Origin of the sequence: Rhodovulum sp. FJ3, assembly GCF_032918305.1 — a bacterium.
Classification (GTDB): Bacteria; Pseudomonadota; Alphaproteobacteria; order Rhodobacterales; family Rhodobacteraceae; genus SAT37.
On sequence record NZ_JAWJUU010000002.1, the window covers coordinates 452664 to 466309 of the forward strand.

14 protein-coding genes are annotated in these 13646 nt (G+C 60.3%); 10 read left to right on the forward strand and 4 right to left on the reverse strand.

The window, feature by feature from the left end; all coding sequences use genetic code 11:
* Positions 1–187 precede the first annotated feature (187 nt).
* Positions 188–709, forward strand: coding sequence for a hypothetical protein (locus tag R1W00_RS07295; protein WP_317262068.1), 522 nt, complete (start codon positions 188–190; stop codon positions 707–709).
* A complete protein-coding gene (locus R1W00_RS07300; protein ID WP_317262069.1) occupies positions 702–1097 on the forward strand; it encodes a cell division protein ZapA in 396 nt (131 codons plus the stop codon). Before R1W00_RS07295 ends, R1W00_RS07300 begins: the two co-directional genes overlap by 8 nt.
* A gap of 77 nt (positions 1098–1174) precedes the next feature.
* Here R1W00_RS07300 and grxD read toward each other — a convergent pair whose 3' ends face one another.
* The 4 genes from grxD to R1W00_RS07320 all read right to left on the reverse strand — a co-directional run bounded on the left by grxD (position 1175) and on the right by R1W00_RS07320 (position 5433).
* Positions 1175–1537, reverse strand: a complete 363-nt coding sequence (grxD, locus tag R1W00_RS07305) for a Grx4 family monothiol glutaredoxin (RefSeq protein ID WP_317262070.1) — start codon at positions 1535–1537, stop codon at positions 1175–1177.
* Between the two features lie 56 nt (positions 1538–1593).
* On the reverse strand, positions 1594–1836 hold the full coding sequence (locus R1W00_RS07310) for a BolA family transcriptional regulator (protein ID WP_317262071.1): 243 nt from the start codon (positions 1834–1836) through the stop codon (positions 1594–1596).
* Between the two features lie 168 nt (positions 1837–2004).
* Entirely contained in the window at positions 2005–4164 is a 2160-nt protein-coding gene (purL, locus tag R1W00_RS07315; protein WP_317262072.1) for a phosphoribosylformylglycinamidine synthase subunit PurL, read from the reverse strand.
* 366 nt (positions 4165–4530) lie between these two features.
* Positions 4531–5433: a LysR family transcriptional regulator gene (locus R1W00_RS07320; RefSeq protein ID WP_317262073.1), complete on the reverse strand. Its 903-nt coding sequence runs from the start codon at positions 5431–5433 to the stop codon at positions 4531–4533.
* 159 nt (positions 5434–5592) lie between these two features.
* Between R1W00_RS07320 and R1W00_RS07325 the strand changes: the two genes are divergently transcribed.
* From R1W00_RS07325 to R1W00_RS07360, 8 genes are all read left to right on the forward strand, one after another.
* Complete coding sequence (locus tag R1W00_RS07325; RefSeq protein ID WP_317262074.1) at positions 5593–8988, forward strand: indolepyruvate ferredoxin oxidoreductase family protein; 3396 nt, start codon at positions 5593–5595, stop codon at positions 8986–8988.
* 90 nt (positions 8989–9078) lie between these two features.
* Positions 9079–9948 (forward strand): lysophospholipid acyltransferase family protein, encoded by an 870-nt coding sequence (locus tag R1W00_RS07330; RefSeq protein ID WP_317262075.1) that lies wholly within the window; start codon positions 9079–9081, stop codon positions 9946–9948.
* Positions 9948–10760 (forward strand): glutamate racemase, encoded by an 813-nt coding sequence (locus tag R1W00_RS07335; protein WP_317262076.1) that lies wholly within the window; start codon positions 9948–9950, stop codon positions 10758–10760. The genes R1W00_RS07330 and R1W00_RS07335 overlap by 1 nt, the downstream gene beginning before the upstream one ends.
* 56 nt (positions 10761–10816) lie before the next feature.
* Complete coding sequence (gene argC / locus R1W00_RS07340) at positions 10817–11845, forward strand: N-acetyl-gamma-glutamyl-phosphate reductase (protein ID WP_317262077.1); 1029 nt, start codon at positions 10817–10819, stop codon at positions 11843–11845.
* A gap of 24 nt (positions 11846–11869) precedes the next feature.
* Complete coding sequence (gene ccmE / locus R1W00_RS07345) at positions 11870–12316, forward strand: cytochrome c maturation protein CcmE (RefSeq protein WP_317262078.1); 447 nt, start codon at positions 11870–11872, stop codon at positions 12314–12316.
* Between the two features lie 60 nt (positions 12317–12376).
* Positions 12377–12988, forward strand: a complete 612-nt coding sequence (locus R1W00_RS07350) for a holin-associated N-acetylmuramidase (RefSeq protein ID WP_317262079.1) — start codon at positions 12377–12379, stop codon at positions 12986–12988.
* Complete coding sequence (locus R1W00_RS07355; protein WP_317262080.1) at positions 12979–13506, forward strand: holin family protein; 528 nt, start codon at positions 12979–12981, stop codon at positions 13504–13506. The genes R1W00_RS07350 and R1W00_RS07355 overlap by 10 nt, the downstream gene beginning before the upstream one ends.
* The gene (locus R1W00_RS07360; protein ID WP_317262081.1) at positions 13503–13634 is read left to right on the forward strand and encodes a hypothetical protein; all 132 of its coding nucleotides are present in this window, start codon (positions 13503–13505) and stop codon (positions 13632–13634) included. Before R1W00_RS07355 ends, R1W00_RS07360 begins: the two co-directional genes overlap by 4 nt.
* Positions 13635–13646: the final 12 nt, after the last annotated feature.

The window sequence follows — 13646 nt, forward strand, 5'->3', positions numbered from 1 at the left end:
TGTATTCGGGCTGTGTACCAAGGTTCTGGACAAGTGCAAGCGTGCCATCGCCGCCATCGGGGAAAAGGGGGGCATTTCCCCCAAGCTTTGGGTAATATCGGGGGAATAGCCGGTGGTTTGATTCGTCTTAGGGGCGCAGTCGGACACAGAGAACGGGCTTAACAAAAAGAATCTGGACCAGGCAGAGATGAGCGATATTGCAGAATTTGAACGCCGCATCGCCTATGCGCTTGAACGGATCGGCAAAGGTGCCGAGCGTTTGCGCGATCAGGTGGCGGCCGCCTCCGAGGCCAACGCGGATAGCGCCGCCGCATCCGGTGCGGACAGTGCCGAGATTGAACAGCTGAAACAGGCCTTGGCCGAAGAAAAAACCGCCAACGCCCAGCTTGAGGAACGCGTCAAGGCGATCCGCGAGAAACAGGATAAAAACGTCGCGGGTCTTGAGGCCCAGATCGCGGAATTGACCGCGCGGGCCCAGACGGCGGAAAAGGATTTGGACAAGTTGCGCCGTGCGACCGCCGACCTGCGTGCCAGCAACACCGCCCTGCGTGAGGCAAATGCCGAAGGTCTGGCCGACGCGCATCTGATCAACAAATCCATGCAGGCCGAGTTGATTGCCCTGCGTGCCCAGCAAGAGGCCGACCGCGCCGAACTGGACGGGTTGATTGGCGAACTGTCCCCGATGGTAGAGGAGATCAACAATGCCTGAGGTACAGATCACCATTGGCGGACGCAGCTTTGAGGTCGCCTGCCAAGAGGGCGAGGAGAGCTTTCTGCAATCGGCGGCCGCGTTGCTGGACAATGAGGCCTCGACGCTGGTGTCGCAAATCGGGCGTCTGCCCGAGGCGCGGATGCTGTTGATGGCGGGGCTGATGCTGGCCGATAAAACGGCGGGGCTTGAGGAAAAGCTCAAAACCGTACAGGCGCGTCTGGATGACAGCCAAAATCAGGTGTCGGAACTCAAGGCCAAACCCGCGCCCGAACCCACCAAGGTTGAGGTGCCGGTGATCCCGCAGACGCTGCTGGATAGTATGGCGGAACTGGCGGCCCGCTCGGAATCGCTGGCCGATGAGATTGAGGAACGGGCAGGGGCCTGATCCCCGCCTAAGCCAAAGAAAAACCGCCGCGATCCAACGGGATGCGGCGGTTTTTTACTGTCCGGATGATCCGTGGGTCAGGCGTTTGCCTCACGGATTTTGTCGGCGGCCTCTTTGTCGAAGGTCACACCGTTGCTTTCCAGCAGCGTGTCCAACTCACCCGACAGGGTCATCTCGGTGATGATGTCACAGCCACCGACGAATTCGCCTTTGACATACAGCTGGGGGATGGTGGGCCAGTCGCTATAGTCTTTGATGCCTTGGCGAATGGCTTCATCGGCCAGAACGTTCACGTCCTGATAGTCCACACCCATAAAGTTCAGAACGCCTGCGACACGGCTGGAAAAACCGCACTGCGGCATGTCCTTGGTGCCTTTCATGTACAGAACGACATCGTTGGCTTTGACGGTTTCGTCGATCAGGGTCTTTGCGTCACTCATGTGCGATGCTCCGCGCGTCAGGGCCGGTCGGGGGCCCGTTGGTGGGTTGTCCGGCGTTAGTCCGGGGCTTTGGTCGTCAGGGCCAGCGCATGCAGCGCACCGTTGCTGCCCGACATCTGTTCCTTGAGCGCGGCATAAACGGCGCGCTGTTGTTGCACGCGGTTCTGGCCGCGGAACGATTCATCAATCACTTCGGCCGCCCAGTGGTTGCCGTCGCCCGCCAGATCCGTGATCGTGATCTGGGCGTCGGGGAATTTGGCGCGGATCAGAGTTTCGATTTCCTGCGCTTCGATTGCCATTGGGGGACCTCCTGTTACCTTGCCCAAGATGTAGTCCGCGCCCGCGCGCGGTGCAATCCCCTGTCCCGAGAAGTTGACATTTATAGTCATGTTAACGGGGTTAGCGGGACAAAATAAAACGGGCGCATGGTGAGCGCCCGTTCAAAAATCGCTGTGACTGGAAAGGGATCAGGCGAAATAGCCGCCGAATGCGTCGCGATAGATCGCCGACATCTCGGCCAGCGTAGCCTCGGTATCGCCCAGTTTCACGGTTTCACCGCCGAATTTACCGACGGTCACGATGCTCACACCGGCCTGTGCGGCGGCGGACATCAGGGCTTCGGCCTGATCAAAGGTACAGGCGATCAGATAGCGCGCCTGATCCTCACCGAACAGGAAGGGGGTGTCGCTGCTGTCCAGTTGGACGCCAACGCCGCCGGCCTCGGCCATTTCAAACGCGGCCATCGCCAGACCACCGTCCGACAGGTCATTACAGGCCCCGATCAATTCGCGGTTTGCGCGGATAAAGTCACCGTTGCGCAGTTCCGCGTCCAGATCGACATGGGGCGCATCGCCGTCTTCGCGGTTGAACACCTCGGCCAGCAGGGCCGATTGACCCAAGTGACCGGCGGTTTCCCCGACCAACAGGGCCAGTTGGCCGTCCTCGGCCGCGCCAGCAATCAGATCGTCCAGCGTGTTCAGCAGACCAACCGCGCCAATCGTCGGCGTCGGCAGGATGCCCTGACCATCGGTTTCGTTATAGAGAGACACGTTGCCCGACACGATCGGAACGTCCAGTGCGCCAACGGCGGCACCGATGCCTTTCAGCGCGCCGACGAACTGGCCCATGATCTCGGGCTTTTCGGGGTTGCCGAAGTTCAGGTTGTCGGTCGTCGCCAGCGGTTTTGCACCTACGGCGGTCAGGTTGCGATAGGCCTCGGCCACCGCCTGTTTGCCGCCCTCGACGGGGTTTGCTTTGACATAGCGGGGCGTCACGTCCGAAGTAAACGCCAGCGCCTTGTCCGTGTCATGGACGCGCACGATGCCGGCACCCAGACCGGGGATACGCACGGTGTCGGCCATGACCTGACTGTCGTATTGTTCAAACACCCACTGACGCGAGCAATAGTTGGGCGAACCCAACAGAGCCTTCAGGCCGTCAATCGGATCAACGCCCGGCACGTCGTCCATCGCGTCCACCGCAGGGGTTTCGACCCACGGACGGTCGTATTCCGGCGCGGACGAGCTGAGCTTGGACAGCGGCAGGTCGGCCATGCAGGTGCCGTTGTGCATGATCAGGAAACGGTCTTCGGCGATGGTTTCGCCCACGATTGCGAAATCCAGATCCCATTTTTCGAACACGGCGCGTGCGGCGTCTTCTTTGTCGGGGTTCAGAACCATCAGCATCCGCTCTTGGGATTCCGACAGCATCATTTCATAGGCGGTCATGTTCTCTTCGCGCTGGGGCACGTTTTCCAGATCCAGACGGATCCCCAATTCGCCCTTATCGCCCATTTCAACCGCCGAACAGGTCAGACCTGCCGCGCCCATGTCCTGGATCGAGATCACCGCACCGGTTTTCATCAGTTCCAGACAGGCCTCCATCAGGCGTTTTTCGGTGAACGGGTCACCGACCTGAACGGTGGGGCGCTTTTCCTCGATCGTGTCGTCGAATTCCGCCGACGCCATGGTCGCGCCGCCAACACCGTCACGGCCGGTTTTCGCACCCAGATACACAACCGGCATGCCGACGCCCGAAGCCGCCGAATAGAAAATCTTGTCCGCATCGGCCAGACCTGCGGCGAATGCGTTCACCAGACAGTTGCCGTTATAGGCGGGGTGGAACCGCACCTCACCGCCGACGGTCGGAACGCCGAAACAGTTGCCGTAACCGCCAACGCCCTCAACCACGCCGTGGACCAACTGACGGGTCTTGGGGTGGTCTTTTTCACCAAACGACAGCGCGTTCATCGCCGCAATCGGGCGCGCGCCCATGGTGAACACGTCGCGCAGAATGCCGCCGACACCGGTCGCAGCGCCCTGATAGGGCTCGATATAGGACGGGTGGTTGTGGCTCTCCATCTTAAAGACCACGGCCTGACCGTCGCCGATATCGACCACACCGGCGTTTTCGCCGGGGCCACAGATGACCTGCGGGCCGGTGGTCGGCAGCGTGCGCAGCCATTTCTTGGACGACTTGTACGAGCAGTGCTCGTTCCACATGGCCGAAAAGATACCCAGTTCGGTGAACGTGGGTTCGCGGTTCAGAATGCGCAGGATTTCTGCGTACTCATCATCGTTCAGGCCATGTGCGGCAATGATGTCTTTGGTGATCTGAGGTTCGGTCATACTGGGTCCCCAAGGCGCGTGATTGCGCGCCTTTTAGGCCAAAGCCCGCACGGGGGAAAGGGACCGGCGGTGCCAAAGCGCACTTTTTTACGGGGAAGGTGTGGGTTTAATGACGCGGCGCGCGCCTGCATCGAATTCCGCATCCCGTCAAGAGCGCAAAAAAAAGGCCGAGACAAAGCTCGGCCGAAGTCCAACAGGGAGGTAAAGAAGCGGCATAACCGCTGTCTTCGCGCTGCATTTATGGGCAGAGTGAGAACCAATCAAGGAAAAAAATGCCGCAGGTGCACATGGCCGCTATGCTTGTGATGCATAACGGCCACCATTTGAGAGTCGCAAAGGCGATTTTTTGACGTGACAGGGCGCGGATCAGATGGCCGCGTCGCGTTGGCGGCGGCGGTGCTCAATGATCTCTTCGCTGACGAAATCGCGGAAAGCCGCCACGCGTTTGGAATGGCGCAGTTCCTCAGGATAGGCGAGGAAGGCGGGGACCTCGGTGCTCTCGATTTCGGGCAGGACACGGACCAGATCGGGGAAATCCTCGGTCAGGTAGTTCGGCAGAACCCCGATCCCGAGGTTGTTGTTCACCGCCTGCAAAACGCCAAAATAGTTGTTCACCGTCAGACGCGACGGGATGTCATGGGTCAGCAACTCGCGCACCAGCATCGCGCCACCGGCCACCTGCGGCGTGGTCGCTGCCTGACAGATCAGGCGGTGACTGCTGAGGTCGGGCATGGTTTCGGGCACGCCGTTCGCCTCAAGATACTGGTTCGTCGCATACATGCGCATCCGCACGGTCAACAGACGTTTGCGGATCAGGTCGGCCTGACTTGGCTCTTTCATGCGGATGGCGACGTCGGCCTCACGCATCGGCAGGTCCAACAGACGTTCCTCAAGCATCAGGTCGATGTTCAGATCGGGGTAACGTTCGTAAAGCTTCGGCAGGCGCGGGGCCAACCACAGCGTGCCAAACCCAGTGGTGGTCGTGACGCGCAATTCGCCGAATACCTCTTCCTCGCTGTCGCGAATGCGGGCTGCGGCGGTTTCCAGACGTTTGACCATCGCGGCGGTCGCATCAAACAGCAACTCCCCCTGTTCGGTCAGAATCAGTCCCCGAGCGTGGCGGTGAAACAGGGTGGTGTTCAGGCTCTCTTCGAGGGCGCGAATCTGGCGCGATACCGCGGATTGCGACAGATGCAGCGTATCACCCGCGTGGGTGAGACTACCCGCGTCGGCGACCGCGTGAAATATTCTGAGCTTGTCCCAATCCATCGCGCAATACTCTTTCAAAATCCCTAGTGTTTTTAACGGCGCTAACTACCAATGCCTTAGCAGTAATTGCAATTGAAGAATAAGGGAAATTCTATTTTGTAGGTCAGCTTTTTTGACCTATCATGACCCTATAGCTTCTATACCGCAGGGAGGTGCGTGATGGGCAGTCTAGAGGTCACGTTGCAGGATCGTTTTGATCTGGGCAAGGACACCGTTCTTTTAAATGGCACGCAGGCGCTTGTTCGCCTGATGTTGATGCAGGCGGCGCGCGATCGTGCTGCCGGATTGAACACCGCTGGGTTTGTGACGGGCTATCGCGGCTCTCCCCTTGGGGCGGTGGATCAGCAGATGATGCGTGCCCGCACTGATCTGGAAAAGGCGCAGGTCAAATTTCAGGCGGGTTTGAACGAAGATCTTGCCGCCACCGCCATCTGGGGCAGTCAACAGGCCGAATTGCGGGGTGAGGGCGCCTATGACGGTGTGTTTGCCCTGTGGTACGGCAAGGGGCCCGGCGTGGACCGCTCGGGCGATGTGATGCGCCACGCGAATATGGCGGGGACGTCCCTGCATGGCGGCGTTGTTATGGCCATGGGCGACGATCACACCGGCGAAAGCTCAACCACGCTGCACCAATCGGACTGGGCCTTGGTTGACGCCTATATGCCGGTTCTCAGCCCCGCGGGGGTTCAGGAAATTCTGGACTATGGCCTTTATGGCTATGCCCTGTCGCGGTTTGCGGGGGTCTGGGCGGGTCTTAAAACCGTCAAAGACACGGTTGAGGCCACGGCGGTCGTCGATGGTCGCCCCGACCGGATGTCCTTTGTCACACCCGATTTCACCATGCCAGAGGGCGGGTTGAACATCCGCCTGATCGACACGCCCGTCGCCCAAGAGGCGCGGATGATCGATTTCAAACGCCACGCCGCCGAGGCGTTTTCCCACGCCAACAAGATGGACCACCGTGTCTGGGGCCGTCCGGGGGCGAAAATCGGGTTTGTCGCGGCGGGCAAGAACTGGCTGGATCTAACCCATGCGCTCTCGCTGCTGGGGATCGACGCGGATGAGGCCGCGCGCCTGGGTCTGACAACCTATAAAATCGGGCAGGTCTGGCCCCTGGACATGCGAGGATTTTCCGAGTGGGCCGAAGGTCTGGACCTGATCGTTGTGGTCGAGGAAAAGCGCAAACTGATCGAGGTGCAGGTCAAAGAGGCGATTTTCGACCGCCGCAACGGGCGCCGCGTCTATGGCTGGAAAAACGATCGGGGTGAGCATCTGTTCCAGACGCAATCGGCCCTTGATCCCGTGGTGATAGCGCAGAAACTGGGCGCTATCCTGATCGAAGAGGGACGCGCGACAGATAACGTGAAAGGTGCTCTGGAACGTATTGAGCAGACGTCGAAAATCGACAACGGGCCCGACGCCGCGACGCGGGTGCCGTATTTCTGTTCCGGCTGTCCGCACAACTCCTCGACCAAGGTGCCCGAGGGCCACCGCGCCTATGCGGGGATCGGGTGCCATTACATGGTGCAATGGATGGACCGAGATACCCAAGGGTTCACGCAAATGGGTGGCGAGGGCGCGAATTGGGTCGGCGAGTCTCTGTTCTCGACCCGCAAACATGTGTTTCAGAACCTCGGCGACGGGACCTACAACCACTCGGGTCTGATGGCGATCCGCGCGGCCATCGCGGCGGGTACGAACATCACCTATAAAATCCTCTACAACGACGCGGTGGCCATGACCGGCGGGCAGGCGAATGAGGGTGACCTAAGCCCCCAGAAAATCGCGGCCGAGGTTCTGGCGGCGGGGGTGAGCCGCCTGACCGTCGTCTATGATCCCAAAGAGGCGTTCGATCCGAAATCCATGCCCAACGGGATCGAATGCGTGACCCGTGATCAGATGGAGGCGGTTCAGAAAGAGCTGAGCGAAATCAGCGGTGTAACGGCCATTATTTATGTTCAAACCTGTGCCGCCGAAAAACGTCGTCGGCGCAAGCGCGGCAATTTCCCCGATCCCGATCGTCGCGTCATGATCAACCCAGATGTCTGTGAGGGCTGTGGCGATTGCGGCGTGCAATCGAACTGTGTGGCGGTGGTGCCGCTGGACACGGAACTGGGCCGCAAACGCGCGATTGATCAGTCGTCCTGCAATAAGGACTTTAGCTGTCTCGACGGTTTCTGTCCGTCCTTTGTCACCGTCCACGGCGGTAAAATCCGCAAACAGGCCACGACAGAGATCGACGTCGGCCATCTGCCCGATCCGGAAATCACCGCGATTTCAGGGACCTATAACATGGTGATCACCGGCGTTGGTGGCACCGGCGTTGTGACCATCGGCGCGGTTCTGGCGCAGGCGGCGCAACTCGACGGCAAAGGCGCGGGCATGATGGAAATGGCCGGTCTGGCGCAAAAGGGCGGCGCAGTGCACATCCATTGCCGTCTGGCCAATGACCCCGCCGACATCAGCGCGATCCGCGTCGCCACGGGGGAGGCCGATTGCCTGATCGGCGGTGATATGGTTGTGACGGCGGGGGCAAAGACCCTTGAACTGGTCAAACCCGACACGGCGCGGGCGGTGGTCAACAGCCACCAAATCACCACAGGTGACTTCACGCGGGATGCCAATTTCACCATTCCGTTTGACCAGTTGGATGTCAAACTTCATGCGCGTCTGCGGGATCGTCTGACCGTGTTTGATGCGTCCAAACTGGCCGAGGCGGTGATGGGCGATACGATCTTTTCCAACATGATCCTGCTGGGTGCGGCATGGCAACAGGGTCTTGTCCCGCTCAGCCATGAGGCGATCACCAAGGCGGTCCAGCTGAACGGCGCGGCGGTTGAACGGAACCTGCGCGCTTTCGAAATTGGACGTTGGGCGGTTCTGAACCAGACCGATTTGGAAGGTGTGATCACATCCGAAACCTCCAATAAGCCGCTGACCACGCAAGAGAAAATCGATTTTCGTGCCGATCACCTGCGCGCCTATCAGGGTGCCGGGTTGGCGCGGAAATACCTTGCACTTGTGGACCGTGCCCAAGATCCCGACCTGCGTGCGGCGCTTGCCGAAGGGTATCATAAGCTCTTGTCCTATAAGGATGAATATGAGGTCGCCCGCCTGCATCGGTCCACCGCGAAACAGGTCGCCCAGACCTTTGAGGGGCGCACGCGCCTGACCTATCACATGGCACCGCCGGTAGTTTCGGCCAAGGGCAGCAACGGTCGACCCGTCAAACGCGCCTTGCCCGGTTGGATCATGGGGCCGGCTTTGGGGGTGCTGTCCCTTGGCAAGGTTCTGCGCGGCACGCCGCTTGACCCGTTCGGATACCAAAAGGACCGCCGGATGGAACGCGCGTTGATCCGTGAATATGAGGCAGATATGGAACTGGCCCTGTCGGTGGGCGGGCCTGCGGCGGTGGAACTGGCGCGTTTGCCCTTGGACATCCGCGGGTTTGGCCCGGTCAAAGAGACCAACCAACGCCGCGCCGCCAAAACGCGGGAAAGTCTGCTGGCGCAATTGCGGGCCGATCAGACCGCCATGCCGGTGGCCGCCGAGTAACGGTTTCGCGCGGAAATTGCGAAACCTCTTGGGCCACGCGCCGTTAGGGATTATGCGTCCCAGCGGCGCGAACGGCCTGAGGCGGAGAAGATGGATTACAAGGCGACACGCGAGGTCAGCTATGCCAGTTCGGCCCAGACGCGGGCAGGGCGGGCGGTGATCCGTTCGATTGAGAACCTGACCGGTCGCATCGGTCTGATCCGTCGTGCGCAGGGCTATGAGGTTGAGGTCGCACAGGGGCGCGATTTCTGGACCGTGATGGCAGAGCGCTATGGTCTGGATGTGCAGATCGACGGCAATCTGGCGCAAATCCCCGAAACAGGGCCGGTGATCGTGGTCGCGAACCACCCGTTCGGCATTCTGGACGGGTTGATGATGGGCAAAATCCTGTCTGCGCGCCGGTCCGAATTCCGCATCCTTGCGCATGAGATCTTTCGCCGCGCGCCGGAACTGGACCCCATCATCCTGCCGGTCAGCTTTCAGGACACCCGCGCCGCGCAAAAAACCAACCTGCAGACGCGGGCCACCGCGATTTCGCATCTGCGGGGCGGCGGGGCGGTCGGCATCTTTCCGGGGGGCACGGTGTCCACGTCCAAAACCTTGTTTTCCACACCCATGGACCCCGGTTGGCGCACGTTTACGGCCAAGATGGTGGCGAAATCGGGCGCAACGGTCGTGCCTGTCTATTTCGACGGGGCCAATTCCCGCCTGTTCCAGATCGCCAGCCACTTGCACCCGACGCTGCGCCTGTCATTATTGATCCGAGAATTCGCACGCCGCGTTGACCATCCGGTCAGGATCACCATCGGGTCGCCCGTGGACCCCGAGCAGGTCAAAATCCTGTCCCAAAGTCCCAAAGCAATGATGGATTTTCTGCGTAAAGCGACGTATGAGCTTGGACCACAACATATAAGGCCGGATGAACGCGGCTTTGAATTCGAAGAGAAGCACAAAACATAATGGCAGTGGGCGTTTTTGACTCTGGCTTGGGCGGGTTGACCGTTCTGGATGCGGTGACCAAGCGGTTGCCCGAGGTTCCGTTTGTCTATTTCGGGGACAACGCGCATGCGCCTTATGGGGTGCGGGACGCCGATGATGTCTACAACCTGACCACCGCCGCCGTGGAACGTCTGTGGGATGCGGGCTGTGATCTGGTCATTCTGGCCTGCAACACGGCCAGTGCTGCCGCCCTGCGCCGGATGCAAGAAAGCTGGATCCCGAAGGACAAGCGCGTCCTAGGCGTGTTTGTGCCGTTGATTGAGGCGCTGACCGAACGGCAATGGGGGGACAATTCCCCGCCGCGTGAGGTCGCCGTGAAACACGTCGCCCTGTTTGCAACCCCCGCAACGGTCGCCAGCCGCGCGTTTCAACGCGAACTGGCCTTTCGCGCCGTCGGTGTCGATGTTGAGGCCCAGCCCTGTGGCGGTCTGGTCGATGCGATTGAGGACGGGGATGAAATTCTGGCCGAAGCACTAGTGCGCAGCCATGTTGAGGCCCTGTTGCGCCGGATGCCGAAACCCGAGGCGGCGATCTTGGGCTGTACCCATTATCCCCTGATGCAGGACGCGTTTCAAAAGGCATTGGGCCCCGATGTGGCGGTCTATTCGCAGGCGAATTTGGTGGCCTCCAGTCTGGACGACTATCTAAAACGCCATCCCGATATGATGGGCGCGGGCACCGAGTCCTGTTTCCTGACCACCGGCGACCCCGAGCACGTGTCCAGCAAGGCAACCCAGTTCCTGCGACGACCGATCTCGTTCCGCGCGGCTTGAAACGGGTGCCCTTGGGGCGCATCTACTATCTGAATTTCCTGAATAAAGGTCACCACATGACCCACAACATCGCAATTCTGGGCGCCTCTGGTTACACCGGCGCCGAACTTGTCCGCCTGATCGCCACCCATCCGGGGATGCGCATTGCCGCGCTGTCGGCGGATCGCAAGGCGGGCATGGCCATGTCCGACGTGTTCCCGCATCTGCGCCATCTGGACCTGCCGGAACTGGTCAAGGTTGAGGACATCGATTTTTCAACCATCGATCTGTGTTTCTGCGCGCTGCCCCACGGGTTGAGCCAAGCGATCGTGAAAGAGCTGCCCAAATCGGTCAAGATCGTCGATCTGGGCGCGGATTTTCGTCTGCGCGATCCGGCGGATTATGAAAAATGGTACAACCGTCCCCATGACGCGCCCGAGGTTCAGCCCGAGGCGGTCTATGGCCTGACCGAGTTCTATCGCGATGACATCCGCGACGCGCGTCTGGTTGCGGGCACGGGCTGTAACGCGGCGACGGTGCAATTCGCGCTGCGCCCTGTGATTTCGGCCGGTGTGATCGATCTGGACAACATCATTTGCGACCTGAAAAACGGCGTGTCCGGTGCGGGTCGGGGCCTGAAGGAAAATATGCTGTTTGCCGAACGGTCCGAGGACGTGATGGGCTATAGCGCCGGTGGCGTGCACCGCCATCTGGGCGAGTTCGATCAGGAATTCTCGCTGCTGGCCGGTCGTCCTGTGGAAATCGTGTTCACGCCGCATCTGGTGCCGGTGAACCGGGGCATTCTGGCGACCTGTTACGTCAAGGGCGACGCGCAGGTGATCTATGACACCATGGCCGCCGCCTATGCGGATGAGCCGTTCATCAAGGTTCTGCCCTTTGGCAAACTGCCCGCAATGTCGCATGTCCAAGGCAGCAATTTCTGTCATATTGGCGTCGTGGCTGATCGGGTGTCGGGGCGGGCGTTGATCGTGTCGACCCTCGATAACCTGAACAAAGGCAGCTCGGGTCAGGCGATGCAAAACGCAAACTTGATGCTGGGCTATGAGGAAACCGCTGGCCTGATGCTGGCACCTGTGTTCCCCTAAGGGACGCGAACCGGAGGACCCGATATGCGCGGATTGAAAAAGAAACGCCGTATTCAGATCATCATCCTGGCCTTTGTGGCGATGGCGGTGTCCGTGGGTCTGATGGGCTATGCGTTCAAGGACGGGATCAACTTTTTCCGCTCGCCCAGTCAGGTGGCCGAGGAACCGCCCCAACCCAATGAGGTGTTTCGCATCGGCGGTCTGGTCGCCGAAGGAACCCTGATCCGGGGTCAGGGCGAAACCGTGTCCTTTGAGGTGACGGATGGCGGTGCGTCGATCCCCGTGACCTATACCGGCGTTCTGCCCGACCTGTTTGAGGAAAACCAAGGCATGGTCGGCACCGGTCGTTACGTGAACGGTGTCTTTGAAGCCTCTGAAATCCTTGCCAAACACGATGAGACCTACATGCCCAAAGAGGTCATTGATGCCCTCAAGGAACAGGGCACCTATGTGGAACCGAGCGGTACCTGAGGTCTAAATTAACCCAAGCGAAACCAAACTGCCCCCGTCAGCATTGAACGGGGGCTTTTCATGTACAGTGTTCGCGACATCGCCGCACAGATCATCGAGCGCGAAGGGGGCTATGTGAATGACCCCGACGATCCGGGTGGTCCGACGAAATACGGTGTGACCCTAGGGACCATGGTGCGCCTTGGGATGGATCTGAACGGGGACGGGCGGATTGATGCGCGCGACGTAAAGCGCCTGACGCCCGAACAGGCCACCGAGATTTTCGTCGATCACTATTTCATCCGGCCCGGTCTGGATAAGCTGCCCGAGATCCTGCAGCCATCCGTGTTCGACATGTATGTGAACGCGGGCAACAATGCGATCCGGGTGCTGCAGCGGCTGTTAAACGACATGGGGCACCGGCTGGCCGTCGATGGCATTCTGGGCCCGAACACCGTTTTCGCCGCCACGGCCGCGGCCGAGGTCGCACCGCGCCACATCGCGGATGCCTATGGGATTGCCCGGCGGAATTACTATTACGACCTCGCCGATCGCCGTGAGAGCAGCCGCAAATACGCAAAACGGCGCGATGGCGGCAAAGGCGGCTGGATCACGCGGGCCGAGGAATTCATCAGCCCTCGCTATCGCCTGACCCCATCGGAACATGCGGCGCGGGTGGCATCATGGGGGTAATCACCGCCGTTTTCGATTTCCTGTTCGGCAACGGGCGCAATGTGGTCAAGGAAACCGCCGAGGTGTTCATGGAAAACACCGAAGCCGGGGCCGAGCGCGACGCCGAACTGCGCAAGGCGGTTCTGGATCAATTCGCCGCCGAATTCGCCATGCCGAAACCCGGCCTGTTCGACCGGATCATCGACGCGATCAACCGCTTGCCGCGCCCCGCGCTGGCCATGGGCACGATCGGGTTGTTCGTGACGGCGATGGTCGATCCGATCTGGTTTGCCGCGCGGATGCAGGGGATTTCACTGGTGCCCGAACCGCTCTGGTGGCTGCTTGGCGCGATCATCAGCTTTTATTTCGGCGCGCGCCATCAGGCCAAGGGGCAGGATTTCCAACGCTCCATCGCGACGACCATGGCGCGCACACCCGTCGTCACCCATCACCTGAACACCCTGCGCATGATCGAGGGCGGCGCGACACCTGCGCCAACCGACAACCCCGCCTTGATGGATTGGAGGAACGGCCAATGAAGACCGTGACCAAACTGAACCGCGTCGTCGTGAAATACCTGTTCTACCCGCCGGTCTGTGAGCGGCGCGCGGTCCTGAATTTCGCCTTTGGTGCGTCCATTTTGGTCCTGATGGCGGCGACGTTCTAACCGGACCTCAAT

Coding starts and splice junctions, on each gene's coding strand:
- R1W00_RS07295 (WP_317262068.1), top strand. CDS start 188: ATGAGCGATATTGCAGAATTTGAACGCCGCATCGCCTATGCGCTTGAA.
- R1W00_RS07300 (WP_317262069.1), top strand. CDS start 702: ATGCCTGAGGTACAGATCACCATTGGCGGACGCAGCTTTGAGGTCGCC.
- grxD (WP_317262070.1), bottom strand. CDS start 1,537: ATGAGTGACGCAAAGACCCTGATCGACGAAACCGTCAAAGCCAACGAT.
- R1W00_RS07310 (WP_317262071.1), bottom strand. CDS start 1,836: ATGGCAATCGAAGCGCAGGAAATCGAAACTCTGATCCGCGCCAAATTC.
- purL (WP_317262072.1), bottom strand. CDS start 4,164: ATGACCGAACCTCAGATCACCAAAGACATCATTGCCGCACATGGCCTG.
- R1W00_RS07320 (WP_317262073.1), bottom strand. CDS start 5,433: ATGGATTGGGACAAGCTCAGAATATTTCACGCGGTCGCCGACGCGGGT.
- R1W00_RS07325 (WP_317262074.1), top strand. CDS start 5,593: ATGGGCAGTCTAGAGGTCACGTTGCAGGATCGTTTTGATCTGGGCAAG.
- R1W00_RS07330 (WP_317262075.1), top strand. CDS start 9,079: ATGGATTACAAGGCGACACGCGAGGTCAGCTATGCCAGTTCGGCCCAG.
- R1W00_RS07335 (WP_317262076.1), top strand. CDS start 9,948: ATGGCAGTGGGCGTTTTTGACTCTGGCTTGGGCGGGTTGACCGTTCTG.
- argC (WP_317262077.1), top strand. CDS start 10,817: ATGACCCACAACATCGCAATTCTGGGCGCCTCTGGTTACACCGGCGCC.
- ccmE (WP_317262078.1), top strand. CDS start 11,870: ATGCGCGGATTGAAAAAGAAACGCCGTATTCAGATCATCATCCTGGCC.
- R1W00_RS07350 (WP_317262079.1), top strand. CDS start 12,377: ATGTACAGTGTTCGCGACATCGCCGCACAGATCATCGAGCGCGAAGGG.
- R1W00_RS07355 (WP_317262080.1), top strand. CDS start 12,979: ATGGGGGTAATCACCGCCGTTTTCGATTTCCTGTTCGGCAACGGGCGC.
- R1W00_RS07360 (WP_317262081.1), top strand. CDS start 13,503: ATGAAGACCGTGACCAAACTGAACCGCGTCGTCGTGAAATACCTGTTC.